The organism is Rhodococcus sp. Q1 (assembly GCF_004153645.1).
Taxonomy (GTDB): Bacteria; Actinomycetota; Actinomycetes; order Mycobacteriales; family Mycobacteriaceae; genus Rhodococcus; species Rhodococcus gordoniae.
In genome coordinates this window covers 464,680-485,206 of record NZ_SDMJ01000004.1, presented here as the reverse complement: position 1 = coordinate 485,206, position 20,527 = coordinate 464,680, and the positions used below count along the sequence as shown (strand labels likewise).

Genomic DNA, 20,527 nt, shown 5'->3' with positions numbered 1-20,527 from the left:
CTTTCGGGAGGTGGGACGGGTCGGGTCTGTCAGGCGCGCAGTGTTGCGCCGCCGTCGACGTAGAGCGCCTGCATGGTGATGTGACGCGCGCGGTCGGACAGCAGGAATTCGATGGCCTCGGCGATGTCGGTGGGTTCGGCGATACGGCCGAGGGGGATGCCGACCTTGAACTGCGACAGATCGCCTTCGATGGCTCCGCGGGCACCGGTGTCGTCGTTCGGGTCCGCCCACAGCGAGCGTTGCATGGCCGTGTCGGTGGAGCCGGGCGCGACGATGTTGGCGCGGATCCCGTACGGCCCCAGCTCGAGTCCGAGTATCCGCACGATCATGGTGGCGGCGGCCTTGGACGATCCGTAGGCGCCCATGCCCATGCGGGGCACGCCCGCGGAGTTCGACCCGACGACGACGATCGAACCCGACTGCCGCTCCCGCATGGCCCGTCCGACCGAACGCAGGACCGACAGCAGTCCGGTGACGTTGACGTCGAACATGTGCTGCCAGTCCTCGGGGTCGGAGTCGAGCACCGATCCGGTGGTGAAGACACCGGCGACGTGCGCGAGATGCTCGATCGGTCCGTGCTCGGATTCGATGCTGTCGACGGCGTAGGCGACGGCGTCGTGGTCGCGGATGTCGACGGCGTAGGTGGGGACGGAATCGCCCAGCAGCGCAGCGGTCCTACCCAGTCCTTCCGCGTTGCGATCCACGAGCACGAGACGGTGCCCGGCGCGCGCGAGGGTCTCCGCGGTCGCGCGGCCGATGCCCTGTGCGGCTCCGACGACGAGTGTGACGGGGTCCCGGGGTGCGGGGGACTGGGGTGCGGGGGTCTCGGTCACCGGAGTACTCCCAGTGCATCGAGAACGGTGCCGAACTTGACGGTCGTCTCGGCCAGTTCGTCGGCGGGGTCGGAGTCGGCGACGATACCGCCCCCGGCGTAGGCGGTGAGCCCGACCCCGTCGGGTTCGAGGACGGCGCAGCGGATGGTCACCATCCATTCGCCGTCGCCGCGACCGTCGCACCATCCGACGGCCCCGGCGTAGAAACCCCGATCGCCCTCGGTGGCGAGGATCAGGTCACGGGCGGCGGCGGTCGGCGTGCCGCAGATCGCGGGGGTGGGATGCACGGCGAGTGCGAGATCGAGTGCCGTGACATCCGGGTCGCGCAGCCGGCCCTCGACGGGCGTGCCGAGATGCCACAGTTGCCGCGTGCTGGTCACCGACGGCCGATCGGGGATGTCGAGGTCGGCGCACAACGGTTCGAGCGCGGTGCGGATCGCATCGATCACGTGCGCGTGTTCGGCGAGGTTCTTCGCGGAACCGGCGAGTGTCTCGGCGGTCGCGCGATCGATCTCGGGATCGCGGTGGCGCGGTGCGGAACCGGCGAGGGGGTGGGCGGTGACCCGATCGCCGCGACGGCACACGAGCACCTCCGGGCTCGACCCCACCAGATGACGGCCCGTCCACGGGTCGCCGGCCGCGGTGAGATCGACGAGGAAGCCGTTGTGCAGCGGGTCGTTTCGTACGAGGGCGGCGAGCAGTTCGTGTGGGCCGACGGGCCGGCCGGCGCGCAGGACGAGTGCGCGCGCCAGGACGACCTTGAGCAGTTCGCTCTCGTCCGAGCGGAGCAATCGCAGTGCGGTCTCGACCCGGTCGATGTGCTCGCCTTCGGAGGGCAACGCACCCGTGATCGCGATGGGGGGCAGGTTGCCGGCGGGTGCGGCGTAGGGGGCGGGGGAATGGTGGAGTAGGTGCGGGGCGGTCAGCGCGGCGGGACGACCGACCTCGAACGGCAACGCACCGACGAGTGCGGTGATCCGGCCGGCGCGGAGGGCCTCGGCGGCGGCGGACGGGTGGTCGAAGCGCTCACTCACGCCTTCGGCGACGACGGTGCCGTGTGGACGGGACAGGACGAACGGATGCGCGACGGGCCGCTCGGCCCGGTCGGTAGCGGTTGCGCCGAGGACCGGCACTTGCATTCTCGTACCTTCCGGTTGAGGAGGTCTGCTGGCAGGACCGCGCCACGAGGCACACGATCACAGAGCAACATATACGGTAAGCCTAACCTTTGGTACTGTCCCCTCCGGCGCCGCAGCGCGCCCATCAGCGGATTCCGTTCTCAGTCATTCGTTTCGACCGAAGGAAAGAGGATCTCCAGTGCCCCTTGCCGGCCCGGACGCCTCACGGCTCGCCCTGTCGCGCGCACAGTCGGGTGTATGGTTCGCCCAGCAACTGAACCCCGACAACCCGCTGTTCAACACTTCGGAGTGCATCGAACTGCGAGGTGCGAGCGACGAGGAAAAGCTGGTCGCGGCCGTTTCCGGGGCGGCGTCCGAGGCCGAGGCGCTGGTCGTGGGGTTCGAGACCCTCGCCGACGGTACGGTCGTCCGGATCCCCGGTGCGCGCCCGCTCGATCTCGCCCCGGCCGTCGACCTCACCTCCGCGGCGAACCCCTGGGAGGCGGCCCACGAGTGGATGGCACGCGACCTCGAACGGGCCGTCGACCTGTCGGTGGATCCGTGCGTCCGGGCAGCGGTCCTGCGACTCGCCGACGATCACGTCCTGCTCTACCTCCGCGCCCACCACATCGTCCTCGACGCCTTCGGCTTCTCGCTGTTCAACCGGCGTATCGCCGAGCGGTACACCGCCGCGGTCGCCGGTGCGGAAGTTGCTGCCGCACGGTTCGATCCGGTCGAAGCGGTGATCCGGGAAGAATCGGTCTATCGCGACTCGGCCGACTTCGATGCCGACCGTGCCTTCTGGAGCGAGTACCTCGACGGCGTGGACGAAGCGGTCGCCCTGCGACCCGGCCCGGGTGGCATCGCGCGACGCTCCCGCGGCGCGCGTTTCACCCTCGACGCCGAACAGCAGCGCGGTCTGGTGGCCCTCGGCAAGGAGGTCGGCGCGAGTTGGGGCGATGCGGTGACCGCCCTCGTCGCCGTCTATCTGCGTGGCGCGACCGGTCGCGAGGACCTCACACTCGGTTTCCCCGTCATGAACCGCCTGGGCACCGCTGCACTGCGGGTGCCGATCACTGCCGTCAATGTCGTTCCGCTGCGCCTGAATCCCACCGCCTCGGTCACGCTCGTCGATCTCGTCGCCCAGGTACGCGATGGAGTTGCGCTGTGCCGCAACCACTATCGCTACCGGACCGAGGACATCCAGCGCGACCTGCGGCTGCCCACCGGATCCCGCGGTGTCATCGGGCCGTCGGTCAACGTCAAGCCGTTCGGCGACTCCCTCCGGTTCGGCGACATGCGCGCGGCCGTGCACTCGGTGGCCCGAGGGCCCCTGCAGGATTTCATGGTCACCGTGCGGCCACTCGACGGCAGTGCCGGACTCGAGGTGTTCGTCGACGTGGACGCCGACGTCTACAGCGAGGCGGATCTGACGCTCCACACCGAGCGCTTGGAGATGCTGTTCGGTTCGGTTGCCGAGCGGGATCTGCACACCCCGCTCGCGCAGGTGTCCGTCCTGACCGCCGCCGAGCGACGGACGATCCTCGACGACTGGAGCCACAGCCCGGACATCCCGTTCGACCCGGAGCTGACGCTCGTCGATCTGCTGCGGCAGAGGATCGAGGCGGCCCCCGACGCACCGGCCGTGGCCGACGCCCGTGTGACGCTCACCTACGCGCAGTTCGGCGCGCGGGTGCACCGCCTGGCCCGGTATCTGGCCTCCCGGTTCGATCTCGACCGGCCGCACGCGCGGGTCGCGCTCGCGCTGCCCCGTACCGTCGACGCGCTGGTCGCCATCCACGCCGTCCTCGAGACCGGCGCCGCCTACGTCCCGCTCGACGTCGCCCAGCCCCTCGACCGCCTCGCCCACATCCTCGGCTCCACCGATCCCGTCTGCGTCCTCACCGCCCGCGTGACCGACGACCGGGTCGGTGAGGTCGCGGGCGCACCCCACCGCGTCGTGCTCGAGGATCTCGACCTCGACGCCGTGTCCGACGCTCCGCTCGACGACTCGGAGCGCCGTCCGCCGACACCCGAGACGATCGCCTACGTCATCCATACGTCCGGCTCCACGGGCAGACCGAAGGGTGTCGTCGTACCCCACCGCGGGCTGGTCAACCTCTTCCACAGCCACCGCGCCCAGGTGTTCACCCGTGCCGCCCGCGAGGCCGGCCGCGAATCCGTCCGCCTCGGCCTGGCCTGGTCGCTCGCGTTCGACGCGTCGTGGCAGCCGCTGCTGTGGATGCTCGCCGGGCACACCGTCGACATCGTCGACGAGGCGACCCGGCGCGACCCGGCGGCGCTCGCACGCCGCGCCCTCGACGAGGGATGGGATTTCGTCGAGTTCTCACCGAGTCAACTCGAGCAGTTCGTCGACGACGGCCTGTTCCCGGACGGCACCGTGCCCACCCTCGGTTTCGGCGGAGACGCCGTCTCCGAGCGGTTGTGGAACCGCCTGCGCGAACGCCGGGGCGCGGCCTTCAACTTCTACGGCCCCACCGAGTGCAGCGTCGACGTCCTCGTCGCGGAGGTCGCCGACGCCGAGACACCGGTGGTCGGCCGGCCCGTCGCCAACCTGCGCGTCCACGTCCTCGACGCGGGACTCGCACCCGTGCCGGCCGGAACCGAGGGCGAGCTGTACGTGGCCGGGCCGGGTGTGGTCCGGGGATATCTCGACGCGCCTGCACTCACCGCGAGCAGATTCGTCGCGAATCCGTACTCGGAGGACTCCTCGGGTCCGTACGCCCGCCTGTACCGCACCGGCGACCTCGTGCAGTGGACCGAGGACGGCCGCATCGTCTACCGCGGCCGAGTCGACAACCAGGTCAAGGTCCGCGGATTCCGCATCGAACTCGGTGAGGTCGACGCCGCCCTGCTGCGCATCCCCGGTGTGTCCCGTGCGGCGACGGTGGTGCGCACCGATCCCTCCGGTGCTACGCAGCTCGTCGGCTATCTCGTGGGGCAGGACGTGCCCGAACCGGTCGAGGCGCGCCGCCTCGTCGCCGAGTTCCTGCCCGGGTACATGGTTCCCGCCGCGCTCGTCGTCCTCGACGAACTGCCGTTGACCTCCAACGGCAAGCTCGACCGCACGGCGCTGCCCGAACCGGACTTCTCCTCGATGGTCTCGTCCCGCACCGCGGAGACCGAGACCGAGCGGGCGCTGTGCCGGATCTACGCCGACATCCTGGGTCTCGACACGGTGGGCGCGGACGACGACTTCTTCGCGCTCGGCGGCCACTCGCTCAGCGCCGCGACACTGCTCGCCCGCATCCGTGACGAGCTCGGTGTGGAGTTGCCGATCCGGACGGTCTTCGATCATCCGCAGGTCGTCGCGCTCGCCGCGCACTGTGGAGACCACCCGACCGCCGCTCCGGCCGGACCGGCGCTCGTCCCGCGCGGTGAGAGCGATCCGGCGGCCCTGTCCCTTGCACCACTGTCGTATGCGCAGCAGCGGCTGTGGTTCATGTACCGCATGGAAGGGCCCAGTCCGACCTACAACGTCCCCATCACGGTGGACCTGCACGGACCGGTCGACCCGGATGCGTTGCGGCAGGCGGTCTCCGACGTGCTCGCGCGCCACGAGAGTCTGCGCACCGTTCTCGTCGAGCGTGACGGCACGGGGATGCAGCAGGTGCGCGGAGTGGAAGAAGTTGCCGGGGTTGCCGTTCCCTTCGCGGTCGAGACCGTCGACCGCGACGCGCTCACCGGGCGCCTGCATTCCGAGGCCCGGCACGCGTTCGATCTCGAACGCGAGATCCCGTTGCGGATCCGGTTGTTCACGATGGCGCCCGACGAGCACGTGATGCTCGTGCTCGCCCACCACATCGCGAGCGACGAATTGTCCACACCCCTGCTGCTGCGCGATCTCGGCACCTTCTACTCCGCGCACGTCCGCGGCGACTCCCGCGAGCCTGCACCGTTGCCCGTGCAGTACGCCGACTACGCGATCTGGCAACGCGAACTGCTCGGCGACCAGAACGACGAGAACTCGCTCTCCGCACGGCAACTCGCGTTCTGGCGCGAGGAGCTCGACGGTCTCCCTGCCGAACTCGGCCTTCCCGCCGACCGCCCGCGTCCGGCCGTGGCGTCCTATGCGGGCGGCGGTGTCGAACACAGGATCCCGGCCGATCGTGCGGCGGGGATCCGGGAGGCCGCACGCGCGACCGGCACCACGATGTTCATGATGGTGCACGCGGCGGTCGCGCTCGCGCTCTCGCACAGCGGTGCGGGCGAGGACATCCCGCTCGGATCGCCCACCGCGGGACGGCCCGCCCCGGAACTCGACGACCTCGTCGGCTTCTTCGTCAACATGGTGGTGCTGCGCACCGACCTCTCGGGCGACCCCACCGTGCGGGAGCTGCTCGCCCGGATCAAGGACACCGACGTCGCGGCGTACTCGCACCAGGACGTCCCGTTCGACCGCGTCGTGGAAACCCTCAACCCCGAGCGCAGCGCGGCCCGGCACCCCCTGTTCCAGGTGATGGTGCAGTACCAGAGCCCGCCGGCGATCACGGGATTCGACGGCCTGACGCCTACACCCTCGTTCGTCGCGAACGACACCGCGATGTTCGACCTCACCTTCGGCGTCATCGAGGAATCCGACGGTGGTTTGTGCGTACGCGTCGAGTACGCCCGCGACCTGTTCGACGAGTCGTCCGCCGAGGCCTTCGCCGCGCGGGTCGAGCGGGCCTTCGCCGCGGTGTGCGCCGATCCGGACGCGAGGCTCTCGCAGCTCGCTCTGCTCACCGCCTCCGAGCGTGAGGTGTTGCGCGCCGGTGATGCGACCGCGCTCCCGGATCGGTCCGGACCGCGGAGCCTGCCCGCACTGTTCGCTCGCACCGTGGAGCGCTACGGCGAGGAGACCGCGCTGGTCACGCCGTCGAGCCGTCTGACCTTCCGCGACCTGGATGCGTGGTCCGACCGGATCGCCCGTCACCTCGTCGCGAACGGGATCGGTCCCGAAGACGTCGTGGGACTGAGTCTTCCGCGCGAATCCGTGCTGGTCGCGGCGATCCTCGGCGTGTGGAAGTCGGGAGCGGCCTATCTGGTGCTCGACCCGGAGCAACCGGCCGACCGGAACGAGTTCATGCTCCGCGACGCGGGTGTGGGCGTCGTGCTCGACGTCGACGCGGCCGGATCGATCACCGGCCCCGGCCCGGACGTGCACCTGCCGGTCGTGCACCCGGACACCACCGCCTATCTCGTGTACACCTCCGGTTCGACCGGCACCCCGAAGGGTGTGGTGGTGCCGCATCGCGGTGTCGTGAACCTGTGGGAGACGGTGCGCACCCGCACCGTCGGCGATCCCGCGATGCGCCGCCGCGCCGTGCTGCTGAGCTACACCTTCGCGTTCGACTCGTCCGTCGAACCCCTCCTCGCGATGCTGGGCGGCCACACCGTGCACGTACTCGCCGAGGACCTCATGGCCGATGCCGAGGGGATCGTCCGGTACGTCCGGAGGCACCGCATCGACGCACTCGACTGCGGTCCGGTGCTCGCCGGTCGCCTGCTCACCGAGGGACTCCTCGACCCTGCCGCGCCGCACCGTCCCGAGTCGATGGTACTCGGCGGCGAGGCCGTCCCGGGTGAGCTGTGGTCGCAGCTCGCCGCGGAAACCGATGTGCGCGTGAGCAACATGTACGGTCCGACGGAATGCACCGTCGACGCGACCGGCGTCGTACTCACCCCGGGCAGCACCCCGAACATCGGAACGCCGATCCACGGCGGCCGGGTGTACGTCCTCGACGCCTATCTGCGGCAGGTGCCCCCGGGCGTCGCCGGTGAACTGTACGTCGGCGGCCCGCACGTCACCCGCGGCTATCTCGGCCGAAGCGCGCAGACGGCCGGACGGTTCGTGGCCGACCCCTTCGGCACCGGCGGCGAGCGTCTGTACCGCACCGGCGATCTGGTGCGCTGGAAGATCTCCGGCACCGACGGCCCGGTGCTCGACTACCTCGGCCGCACCGACGACCAGGTGAAGATCCGTGGCTTCCGCATCGAACTCGGCGAGATCGAGACCGTGCTCGGCGGCCACCCCGCAGTGAGTGCCGCGGCGGTCGTGGTCCGCGAGGACGAACCGGGTCGCAAGCGACTCGTCGCCTATGCGGCCGGGACCACCGACCCCGACACCCTGCGGGTGTACGTCGCCGACCGGCTGCCCGACCACATGGTTCCCGCCGTCACGGTCGTGCTCGACGAATTGCCGGTCACCCGCAACGGAAAGATCGACCGCAGAGCACTTCCCGAGCCGGTCTTCACTCCGGCCGCCGAGAGCCGGCTGCCGGCGGACGAACTCGAACAGCGTCTGTGCGAACTGACGGCGGGTGTACTCGGACTCGACGCCGTGGGTCCCGACGACGACTTCTTCGCTCTCGGTGGCGATTCGATCGTGTCCATCCAGCTGGTGTCCGCGGCGCGCGCCTCCGGGATCCGGTTCACCGCGCGGCACGTCTTCGAGCACCGCAGCCCCGCGGGTCTCGCCCGGGTCGCCGAGATCGAGGACGGCCCGGGGACGGTCGACGTCGAGGCGGCACTCGGCGAAATCCCGGCGACACCGATCGTCCACGACATGCTCGACCGTGGTGGACCCTACGCCCGCTACGCGCAGTCGCGGCTGCTCCTCGCGCCTACGGGGCTCACCGTCGAGCGGCTGACCGGCGGCGTCCAGGCCCTGCTCGACACGCACGACGCCCTGCGGGCCGTCTTCGACCCGCAGGCACGGGTGCTCGACGTCCGCCCGGTCGGTTCCGTCGGCGCGGCGGATGTCGTGACCCGCGTGGATATCTCGGGCTCGTCCGACCTGCAGGAGACGATCGTCGCCGCGACCGGGGCCGCCTACGCGGAACTCGATCCCGCCGCGGGCGCGCTCGTGCGCGTGATCTTCTTCGACGCGGGTCCCGATGCGCCGGGGCGGGTGTTCGTCGCAGTGCATCACCTCGTCGTCGACGGCGTATCGTGGCGCATCCTGGTGCCCGATCTCGCCGGCGCGGTCGACGGTGTCGTGCCGGTGCGCGCGGGCACGTCGCTGCGCCGCTGGGCACGGGGACTGCTCGACGGGGTGCCGGCGCGCAGATCCGAACTGTCGTTGTGGCGGCGGATCCTCGCGCCGACGGGACGCGTGCGTCTGGCGTCCGGGGATCCGGATCCTGTGCGGCACACCATGGCGGAGACCGCGAAGGTACAGGTCGAGGTTCCGTCCGAGCTCACCGACGCGCTGCTCACCACCGTTCCCGAGCGGTTCCGTGCCGGCGTCGAGGACGTCCTGCTCACAGCATTGGCGCTGGCGTCCGCGCGGGTGTGCGGCGACGGGGCGATCGCGGTCGACCTCGAAGGGCACGGCCGTGAGGAACAGGCCGTCCCGGGGGCGGATCTGTCGCGCACGGTGGGCTGGTTCACCACGCTCTATCCGGTGCGCCTGGACGTCGGCGGGCTCGATGTGGCCGACGCGTACGCCGGGGGAACGAGTGCGGGGGACGCGTTGAAACGGGTGAAGGAACAGCTGCGAGAGATTCCCGACAGCGGAATCGGATTCGGGATGCTGCGGCACCTCGATCCCGTGGGCGGTCCGGAACTCGCGAGCGCCGGTGCCGTGGACATCGGATTCAACTATCTCGGCCGGTTCACGCTGGGGGAGACCGAGGGGCAGGCGTGGGCCGGCGCCCCGGAGAGTTCGGTGCTCGGTGGGGCCACCGAAGCCGACATGCCCGTCGCGCACGCCGTCGAGATCGGCGTGCTCACCGACGATTCCGGTACCGAGCCGGTGTTGCGCGGAATGTTCGGGTACAGCCCCGATCTCGTTCCGGCGGCGACGGTCGCCGCGCTCGCCGACGAGTGGATCGCGGCGTTGCGTGCGCTCGCAGGGCATTCGGCGGACGAGGACGCAGGAGGGTTCACGCCGTCCGACCTCACGCTCGACGACCTGGACCAAGCGGAGATCGACGATTTCGCGCTCGAATTCGGCTGACACGAAGCGCTTGGCGGGACGGTCTCTTTCGGTTAGCCTAACCAACCATGACCGGGGCGACGCGCCCCGGCGAGAGACTCTTGGGAGATCAACGATGCGCGTTCTGGAACGCAAGCGCGCGCGGGGCGCCGCGGCGCTCGGCGCGGCAGCTCTGCTGGCCGTCGGACTGGTGGGATGTTCGAGCGACAGCGAGAACGGCGCGGAGAGCGGCACCGACTCCGCGGCGACGCGTACCTTCGAGGCGCAGAACGGCAGCATCGAGATTCCGGCCGACCCGCAGCGCATCGTGTCCTGCGGTTACGCGACCCTCCCGCTCATCCAGGCCGGCGCGAACCTCGCCGCCGTGTGCGAGTGGAGCCGCGAGCTCGACAACATGGACGAGGAGACCCTGGCCGCCTACGAGGCGCTGCCGAAGGTCGCCCCCGACGGCGCTGTCTCGGAGCTCAACTACGAGGCCGTCACCGCCGCCGATCCCGACCTCATCATCATGGGCGTCCCGGCCCGCGTGAAGGAACAGGTCGACGTGGCCAAGCTCGAGGCGCTCGCCCCGGTGGTCTTCGTCGGACTCACGGTCCCGGGCGAATGGCGCGAACTCGGTGAGCAGTACGCCGATGCCGCGAACGTCAGCGACTCCTACGGGGAGTTCAAGGAGGAGTACGAGGCTCGCGCCGCCGAGATCGCCGACAAGTACGCCGGCTCGCTCGGGGACCTGAAGTTCGCCGGTGTCTGCGGTGTGTGCGGCACCCAACCCGGTGAATTCTCCCGTGAGTACGCCTCGTCGTACACCACCAACCTGTTCGACGATCTCGGGCTCGACTTCTTCGGGGAGCCGACCGATCCCGAGTCCGTCCATGCCGAGTACCTGTCGGTCGAGCAGTTGCCCGAGAACCTCGGCGATGCCGACGTGATCGTCTACGGTGTCGAGGCCGACGGTTCGCTCCCGCCGGAGCTGGAGGAACTGTTCGCCTCCCCGCTGTGGCAGGATCTGCCCGCCGTGAAGGCCGGCAACCTCGTCGCCGTCAAGCATTCCAGTGCGGCGACCTACGAAACTGCCCTTCTGGCGCTCGATTCCATCGACGTCGAGTTGGAGAAGCTTCCTGCCAACCGGAACCGGGAGTAATTGCTGCTGCGGGCTCGCCCCGCGCCCTCGGCCGAACGGCCCCCGACGTCCCGACGCGGGGGTCGTTCGTCGTTCGTGCCCGAATCGACCGTCATATACCGAAAGCGACAGATGACCCGTTCCACCGCGCTCGAAGACATCGTCCCGCTCTCACCGCTGCAGCAAGGGCTGCTCTACCTGAGTACCGTTTCAGCGCAGTCCGGCTCGACCTCCGACGACACCGATGCGACCGACCCCGACGCCTACACGGTGCAATCGGTGGTGCGCCTGTCGGGCACGGTCGACGAGGCGCGGATGGCCGCCTCCGCCCAGGCACTGCTCGACCGCCACTCGGCGCTGCGTACCTGCTTCCGCCCGCGCAAGGACGGCCGCACGGCGGGTCTCGTCGTGTCGGGAGTGGAGAATCCCTGGCGCAGCGAGGATCTGTCGGGTCTCGAACGCGCCGAGGCGGAAGACCGGCTCGAGAGGATCGTCGAGGACGACCTGCACGAATGGTTCGATCCGACGCAACCGCCGCTCGTGCGCTGGACCTTCGTCCGCTTCGGCCCCGACGAGGTGCGACTGCTGTTCACCGCTCATCACATCGTCGTCGACGGATGGTCGTCCCCGATCCTGGTGCGCGAACTCCTCGAGATCTACGCCGCCGGTGGATCGGCATCGGGACTGCCGTCCGTGCGCCCCTACCGCGACTACCTCGCGTGGCTCGGGCAACAGGACCGCGAGGCAGCCCGAACGCTGTGGCGCGAGGCGCTCGACGGCGTCGGCGAACCGTCGCTCGTGGCCCCGCCGGGCGCGACCCGCTCGTCGGAACGCTGCGACGAACTCGACGTGGCGGTCCCGGAGGAACTCGGCGCGACGCTGTCGGAACTCACCCGCACCATCGGGGTCACCCTCAACACGGTGCTGCAGACCGCGTGGGCGATGCTCCTGTCCGGTCTGCTCGGCCGCGACGACATCGTCTTCGGTGCGACGGTCTCGGGTCGCCCGCCGGAGCTCGTCGGCGTGGAATCGATGGTCGGGCTGTTCATCAACACCGTGCCGGTGCGGGTGCGGCTCGATCCCGCCGCGACCGTCGCCGAGTTGCTGCGCCGCGTGCAGCTCGAGCAGTCGCGCACCGTCGATCACCAGTATCTCGGCCTGTCCGACGTGCAGCGCGCGGTGGGGATCGGTGAACTGTTCGACACCCTCACCGTGTTCGAGAGCTATCCCGTCGACCGCGACGCCCTCGAACGGGCGCAGCGCGCCGGAGGAGTGACGATCACCGGCGTCGACGGACGCGACGCCACCAACTATCCGCTGGTCCTCACGGCCGGCATGTCGGACCGGCTCGTCGTCAAGCTCGATCACCGCCCGTCGCTGATCGACGCGGACGAGGCGACTGCACTGGGCGCCCGCCTCGTCGCGATCCTCGGGGCGCTGTGCGCCCGGCCCGACGGCCGCGTCGCCGACCTCGACGTCCTGCCACCCGCGGAACGGGAACGCGTACTGGGCACCTGGGCCACCGCACCCGCGGCACCGTCGACCGGCACCGTCGCCGACCTGCTCGCGCAGCGGTTCACCGTCGACACCGACCGCCCCGCGGTGGTGTGCGGCGAGCAGGAATCGACGTTCGGTGAACTCGGCGCGGCTTCGGCGCGACTGGCGAGGTTGCTCGTCGACCGCGGGGTGCGACCCGACGACCGGGTCGGTCTCGCTCTGCCCCGGACCGGCGTCATGGTCGACGCGATCGCTGCCGTCCTCACCGCCGGAGGCGGCTACCTGCCGCTCGATCCGTCCTATCCCGCAGACCGTTTGCGGCACATGATCACCGACGCCGCACCGCGACTGGTGATCACCACTCGGGCCGTGCGCGCGAGTCTCGGGGACGTACTCGACGGCGCCGACGTGCTCACCCTCGACGACCCGGACGTCGAGTCCGCCCTCTCGGCATTGCCGGCCACCCCGCTCACGGATGCGGACCGGCGCGCTCCGCTCCGCCCCGGCCACCTGGCCTACGTCGTCCACACCTCCGGATCGACGGGGCTTCCGAAGGGTGTGGCCGTCACCCACGCCAACCTCGCCGACCTGCACGCCGCGCAACGCGTCGGCCCCATGCAGTGCGCAGGCCGCACACCACGTGACGGGCAGTGGCACGTCCTGCTCACCTACCCGTTCGCCTTCGACTCGGCGGTTGCCGCCCTCACCTGGCTCTTCGAAGGCCATGTGCTGCACGTGCTTCCCGACGAGTACCGCGCCGACGTCGACCACATCGTCGAGTACGTGCGCACCCGCGGCATCGACTACGTCGACACCGTGCCCGTCCTCATGAACCGGCTGCTCGACGCCGGACTCCTCGAACCCGGCGGGCACATCCCCGCGACCGTCACCGTGGGCGGTGAAGCGGTGAGCACCGCGCTGTGGCAGCGACTCGCCGCGAGCGGTGTGGCGGCGACGAACTGCTACGGACCCACCGAATGCACCGTCGACGCGACCTCCGCGCGCATCGCCGGGGACACCGTGACGATCGGGGGTCCCACCCCCGGCACGAGCGTGCGCGTACTGGACCACTGGTTGCGACCCGTTCCCGCCGGTGTGGCCGGTGAACTGTACGTCTCCGGAAACGGCCTGGCCCGAGGTTATCTCGGTCGGCACGACCTCACGGCGGGACGTTTCGTCGCCGACCCCTACGGACCCGCCGGGGCCCGCATGTACCGCACCGGTGACGTCGTGCGCTGGACGGAGGCGGGCACGCTCGACTACATCGGCCGCGACGACGACCAGGTCAAGATCCGCGGCTTCCGCGTGGAACTCGGCGAGATCGAAACTGCACTCACCGCGCATCCGTCCGTACGGAACGCCGTGGTCGTCGCGCACACCGACGACCGGGGAACGACCCGGCTCGTCGGCTATATCGTCGGCGGCGAAGCCGACACCGTCGCGGTACGGGCCGCGCTCGCCGAACGGCTGCCCGACTACATGGTGCCCGCCGTCGTCGTCGCACTTCCTGTCCTCCCGCTCACGGCCAACGGCAAGGTCGACCGGAAGGCACTGCCCGAACCGGATTTCTCGGCACTGGCCGGTGCCGGGGAACCGCGCACCGAGACCGAACGGACGCTGTGCACCACCATCGCCGACGTTCTCGGCCTCGACCGCGTCGGTGTCCACGACGACTTCTTCGCCCTCGGCGGCGATTCGATCGTCTCCATCCAGCTGGTGTCGCGGTTGCGCGGCGCAGGGGTGCGCGTGACGGCCCGTCAGGTCTTCGAACTGCGCACCGCGGCCGGGCTCGCCGCGGCGTGCGAGACACCCGCCGACGAACCCCGGCGACCTCGCACGGCGGCGACCGGCACGGTGCCCGTCACTCCGATCGTCCACGAATCCCTCGCGTCCGGCTCGTTCGACTCGCTCCGCCGGTTCACCCAGTCGCGAGTGCTCGTCGCCCCCGCCGGCCTGCGGGAGAACGATCTGGTCACCGGCGTACGGGCACTGCTCGCGGCCCACCCGATGCTGCGCTCGCGGTTCACCGTCGGCGACGCGGGACCGTCGGGGCGTACTCGTCGCGGTGCGACATGGACCGTGCCCGAGAGCATCCCGGAAGCCGCGACGCTCGTCCGGCGAGTGGATCTCTCGACCACGGAACAGATTTCGTGGAACGATCTCATCGCTGAGGTGTCGTCGGAGGCCGTCGACGCACTCGACCCCGAGACCGGGGTGATGCTCCGCGTGACCTTCCTCGACCCGGGACCGCAGCAGGCCGGGCGCATCGTCGTCGTCGCGCATCACCTCGTCGTCGACGGGGTGTCCTGGCGGATCCTGGTGCCCGACCTCGCCGATGCCGTCGAAGCGGCCGCCCGTGGAAAGACTCCCGCGCCGGAGGACACCGGTACGTCCTTCCGGGAGTGGGCGGAATCGCTGGTCGAGGCGGCCGCATCCGACCGGGTCGCCGGATCGTGGCCGGTCTGGGAATCCGCTGTCGCCGCCGGCGACACCCCCGCCGTGGGAACCCGTGCCCTGGACCCCCGGCGCGACACCGTGTCGACCTCGGCGTCGGTCGAGGTCGACGTGCCGGTCGAGGTCACCGAACGCATCCTCACCACCGTGCCGGCCGCCTTCGGTATCGGCACCGGCGACGTGCTGCTCGCTGCCCTCGCCCTCGCCGTCACCGACGTGTGCGGCGGATCCGCCCTGCGCGTGCACCTCGAGGGCCACGGCCGTGAGGAACAGATCGTGCCGGATGCGGACCTCTCGCGCACCGTCGGATGGTTCACCTCGTTGTATCCCGTGACCGTCGAACTGGGCGGTGCATACACCCTCGAGGGGCACGATCCGCTCCGGGCCGTCGCCCATGCGGCCGAGTCGCTGAAGCGGATACCCGACAACGGGATCGGGTTCGGTCTCCTGCGTTTCCTCGGGGACGGCCGCGAGCGGTTCGACGGCTACCGGGCCCCGGAGGTGATGTTCAACTATCTCGGCCGGATGACCCTCGGCGAGACCACCGACTCGGCGTGGTCGGCCGCACCCGAGGTGGCCGCGCTCGGCGGTTCCGTCGATCCGGCCATGCCCCTCGACCACGTCCTCGACGTCAACGCGATCACGGAGGACGGACCGGACGGACCCGCTCTCTCGGCGGTGTTCACCTACGCCACCGGTGCACTCGACGCCGACCGCGCCCGCCGGATCGGGCAACGCTGGCTCGCGGCGCTGCACCTCCTCACGGACACGGTGGCGAGCGGAACCGTCGGCGCCCCGGTGCCGTCGATGCTCACGGCGCCCGGTCTGTCCGTCGACGAGGTCCTCACACTGCACGGTGAGAACCCCGGCGGTATCGAGGACGTCGTTCCGCTGACCCCCCTGCAGCGCGGGATGTACTTCCTGGCCGGACTCGACGAACCGTCGGGCTCGGGCAACGACGTGAAGGCCGCCGAGGGCGTCGATGTGTACACGATGCAGACCGACCTGGCTCTCGACGGCCGCGTCGACGCGGAGACGATGCACCGTTCGGTGCGCGCGCTCGTCGACCGGCACGCCGTGCTGCGCACCGGATATCGACCCGGTACGGCAGGAGAACCGATCGGCGTCGTCCGCCGGAGCGCCGAACCCCAGTGGACCGTCGTCGATCTCGGGACCGTCGATCCGGACGAGCTCGACACGCGGGTGGCGGAACTTCTCGCTGCGGATCGCACACGCAGGTTCGACCTGGCAGTCGCACCCCTGGCGCGATTCACGCTGGTGCTCGCGGGACCTTCACGGGCGCGACTGCTGTTCACGATGCACCATCTCGTCTCCGACGGCTGGTCCACACCGTTGCTCGTGCAGGAACTCCTGCAGCTCTACGCCGCAGGCGGATCCACCGCCGGACTCCCGCCGGTGGCCCCGTTCTCGGACTACCTCACCTGGCTCGGTGCACAGGACGTCGCGGCCGGTGTCGAGGTGTGGCGCGAACTGCTCGACGGAGTGGACGAACCCACGCTGGTCGCGCCGTCCGGTACGGCGCTGCGACCGGAATTTCCGGCCGAACTGACGGTCGCGGTGCCCGACGGGCTGTCGCAGCGCCTCGTCGAGGCGAGCCGCAGGCACGGGGTCACCGTCAACGGACTCGTCCGGACCGCTTGGGGCCTTCTCGTCGGATCGCTCACCGGCAGAACCGATGTCGTCTTCGGCGCGATCGTCTCCGGGCGCGTCCCCGACGTGGCGGGTGTGGAATCGATGATCGGCCTGTTCATCAACACCGTTCCGGTGCGCGTCCGCGCGGAGGCGGGGGAGCCGATCACCGATCTCGTCACGCGGACCCACAGCACGCAGAACCGCGTGATGGACCATCAGTACGTGGGTCTCACCGACATCCAGCGCGCCGTCGGGATCGGCGAACTGTTCGACACTCTCCTCGTCTTCGAGAACTATCCCGTCGACCGCGACGCCCTCGACGCGGCGCAGCGGGAGGGCGGCGTGCGGGTCGGATCGGTCGGAGGTTCCGATGCCACGAACTTCCCCCTGGTGCTGGTCGCCGGGCTCGAGGACGAACTGCACCTCGGTCTCGAGTACCGGACCGATCTGTTCACCGATCACGACGCCGCCGCGCTGGGGGAGCGGCTCGTGCGCATCCTCGACCGACTCACTGCCGAGAACCCCGGAACCGTGGCACAACTCGACGTGCTCACCAGCACCGAGCGGGCCGGTCTGCGCAGCGAGTGGTCGACGACTCCCGCGGCGCCGTCCAGCGGAGCAGCAACCGTCGCCGACCTCCTGGCGCGGCAGATCGCGCGTACCCCGCACGCGCCCGCAGTGGTCGCGGACGGGACGACGCTCACCTTCGCGGAACTCGGACGACGATCTGCGCGACTCGCCCGGCTCCTCGTCGAGACGGGGGTCGGGCCCGAGACGGTCGTGGGACTCGCGCTACCCAGATCCGAGCACATGGTCGTCGCGATCGCGGCGGCGATCTCGTCGGGCGGCGTGTACGTGCCGATGGACCCGTCCTATCCGCAGGATCGGCTGGCGCACATGGTGGCCGACTCGCGACCACAGGTGATCGTCACGGTCGCCTCGGTTCTCGACGGCATCGCGCCGATTGCGGGGGACACGCGGATCGTGGTGCTCGACGATCCCGCCCTGCAGCGACAGCTCGACGAGTTGTCCACCGCTCCGCTGACGGACACCGACCGGCGCGGTGCGCTGCGCCCCCACAACGGCGTGTACGTCATCTACACCTCCGGTTCGACGGGACTGCCGAAGGGTGTCGCGGTCACGCACGCGAACCTGCTCAATCTGTTCGAGAGTCACCGCGCGGATCTCTACGTCCCCACCGTGGCGGCAGCCGGACGAGACTCGGTGGGGGTCGGACACGCGTGGTCGTTCGGTTTCGACGCGTCCTGGCAGCCGACCCTGTGGTTGCTCGACGGGCACACCGTGCACGTCTTCGACGAGGACACCATGCGTGATCCCGAACGGATGGTCGCGTACACGCTCGAGCACGAACTCGATTTCCTCGAGGTCACCCCGTCCTTCCTCGACCGCATGCTCGCGGCCGGACTGTACGAGAGCGGACACCGTCCGGCGTCCGTCGGATTCGGCGGTGAGGCCGTCAATCCGGCGTCGTGGCGGCGTCTGCGGGAGCTGACCGACGGGCGGGCGTTCAACCTCTACGGACCCACCGAGTGCACGGTGGACTCGCTCATCGGAGCGGTCACCGACGCCGACACACCGTGCCTCGGCCGAGCCGTGCACGGCGCCGGCGCATATGTCCTCGACGCGATGCTCCGCCCCGTCCCGATGGGTGTGGTCGGCGAACTGTACGTCTCCGGTGCCGGTGTCGCCCGCGGATATCTCGGCCGGCCCGACCTGACGACGGTCCGGTTCCTGCCGAACCCCTTCGAGGACGACGGTTCCCGCATGTACCGCACCGGCGACCTCGTCCGGCGGGTGCGCGGCAGTGACGGCCGGCCCGTGCTCGAATTCCTCGGCCGGGGCGACGACCAGGTCAAGATCCGGGGTTTCCGGGTCGAGCTCGGCGAGGTGGAGGCCGCACTGACCGCGGTGCGCGGCGTGCGGGACTCGGTGGTGAACGCGCACACCGACAGTCGCGGCGTGACACGCCTGGTCGGCTACGTGACCCCCGACGGCGACGTCGATCCCGCGGTGGTCCGTGCCGCGGTCGCCGAGCGCCTGCCCGACTACATGGTGCCCGCCGTGGTGCTGGTGCTCGACACCTTCCCCGTCACCGCCAACGGCAAGGTGGACCGCAAGGCCCTGCCCGAACCGGACTTCTCGTCGCTGGTGGGGGCGCGTGCGCCGCGCACCGGCACCGAGCGGGTCCTCGCCGATCTCGTCGCGGATGTGCTCGGGCTCGACCGGGTGGGGATCGACGACGACTTCTTCTCGCTCGGTGGCGATTCGATCGTCTCGATCCAGCTCGTGTCGAAGGTCCGGGCCGCCGGGCTGTGGATCACCACCCGCCAGGTGATCGAACTGCGCACCGTGGAAGCGCTCGCGGCCGCCGTGGACGACGACACGGGAGACACCCCCCCTGTTGCCGTCGGCGAGGCGACGGGGGAGGTGACCGTCACGCCGATCGTGTGGGACACCCTCGAGCAGTGGACGGGCCTGTCCCGGTTCTCGCAGGCACGCCTGCTCGTCGCGCCGGTCGGACTCACGCTCGGCGTTCTGCGGACCGCGGTCGAGGCGCTCGTGGCCGCCCACCCGATGCTGCGTTCGACCTTCCGCGTCGACGACGAAGGACGGCCGTCGTGGACCGTCCCCGAAGCCGTCCCGGACCTCACCGGCTCGGTGCGGCGAGTGGACGCCACCGGGCGGGACTGGGGCGAACTGTTCGACGAGTATCGCGAGAACGCCTACGCCGCACTCGATCCCGCCGGCGGACGCATGGTGCAGGTCGTGTGGTTCGATTTCGGACCGCACCAGGCCGGACGCGTCCTGATCGTCGTGAACCACCTCGTGGTGGACGGCGTGTCGTGGCGCATCCTCGTCCCCGACCTCGCCGACGCCGTCGAACAGGCCGAGCGCGGGGAGACGGTGACCCTGCCGTCGAGCGGCACACCGTTCCGGGTGTGGGCGGACGAACTCGCGAAGGCCGCACGCTCGGAACGGATCACCGCGTCGTGGTCGGCCTGGCAGCGCGCCGTCGACACCGACGAACCGATGCTCGGTTCGCGCCCGCTCGACCCGGCACGCGACACCGTCCGCTCGACCCGGTCGACTCGGGTGCAGCTGCCCGTCGACGTCACCGAACGGGTGCTGGCCGCGGACGTCGTCGACGACATCCTCCTCGCGGCCCTCGCCGTCGCGGTGACGTCGGTCCGGGGCGGCGACCTCGTCCGCATCGACCTCGAGGGACACGGCCGGGAGGAACAGGTGGTCCCGGGCGCCGACCTGTCGCGCACCGTCGGCTGGTTCACGTCGATGTATCCGGTGACGGTGGATCTGACGGAGGTCGACGTGGCCTCCGCGTCCCGGGACACCGAGGCGGCGGTCGCGGCACTGCGCGCGGTGGCCCGCGCGTCGCGGGCGCGACCCGACAACGGCATCGGCTTCGGGATGCTGCGGCGACTGAACCCGGACTTCGGCGACCGCTTCGCCCGGTACGTGCCGCCGGCCGTCGTCTTCAACTACCTCGGCCGGCTCACGCTCGGCGAGGGGTCCGGCAGTCCGTGGTCGGGCGCACCGGGCGCCGCCGCGATCGGCGGCTCGGTGGATCCGGACATGCCGCTCGACCATGTCCTCCAGGTGGACGCGATCACCGAGGACACCCCGGACGGCGCGGTTCTGGAATGCGAGTTCGCCGCCGCGGCGGACGTGGTCGACGCGGACACGCTCGCCGAGATCGCGCGGATCTGGCAGGAGACGGTGCAGGTCGTCGTCACCGCGAGAAAGCTCACGGGCACCGCAACGTAAGGCACCTCCGGCACCGCGATGTAAGGCACCTCCGGCACCGCGATGTAAGGCGCCTCCGACACCGCCCGACGGTGCAGCATCCTGCACCGTGCATATATCGAAAGAA

General features: G+C 70.4%; 5 protein-coding genes. 3 read left to right on the top strand and 2 right to left on the bottom strand.

From position 1 onward, the window contains the following. Nucleotides 1-29: 29 nt before the first annotated feature. Together EQ874_RS14510 and EQ874_RS14505 are read right to left on the bottom strand one after the other, a co-directional pair. Nucleotides 30-833: a 2,3-dihydro-2,3-dihydroxybenzoate dehydrogenase gene (locus EQ874_RS14510; RefSeq protein WP_115311535.1), complete on the bottom strand. Its 804-nt coding sequence runs from the start codon at nucleotides 831-833 to the stop codon at nucleotides 30-32. Beyond that, the gene (locus tag EQ874_RS14505; RefSeq protein WP_207213548.1) at nucleotides 830-1,972 is read right to left on the bottom strand and encodes an isochorismate synthase; all 1,143 of its coding nucleotides are present in this window, start codon (nucleotides 1,970-1,972) and stop codon (nucleotides 830-832) included. The genes EQ874_RS14510 and EQ874_RS14505 overlap by 4 nt, the downstream gene beginning before the upstream one ends. A 178-nt stretch (nucleotides 1,973-2,150) precedes the next feature. On the opposite strand from EQ874_RS14505, the gene EQ874_RS14500 reads away from it, so the two are divergent. The 3 genes from EQ874_RS14500 (at nucleotide 2,151) to EQ874_RS14490 (ending at nucleotide 20,421) form a co-directional block, all read left to right on the top strand. Continuing rightward, nucleotides 2,151-9,914 (top strand): non-ribosomal peptide synthetase, encoded by a 7,764-nt coding sequence (locus EQ874_RS14500; protein WP_129977193.1) that lies wholly within the window; start codon nucleotides 2,151-2,153, stop codon nucleotides 9,912-9,914. A gap of 94 nt (nucleotides 9,915-10,008) precedes the next feature. Continuing rightward, entirely contained in the window at nucleotides 10,009-11,034 is a 1,026-nt protein-coding gene (locus tag EQ874_RS14495; protein WP_129977192.1) for an ABC transporter substrate-binding protein, read from the top strand. Between the two features lie 111 nt (nucleotides 11,035-11,145). Next, complete coding sequence (locus EQ874_RS14490) at nucleotides 11,146-20,421, top strand: non-ribosomal peptide synthetase (RefSeq protein ID WP_129977191.1); 9,276 nt, start codon at nucleotides 11,146-11,148, stop codon at nucleotides 20,419-20,421. Nucleotides 20,422-20,527 lie beyond the last annotated feature (106 nt).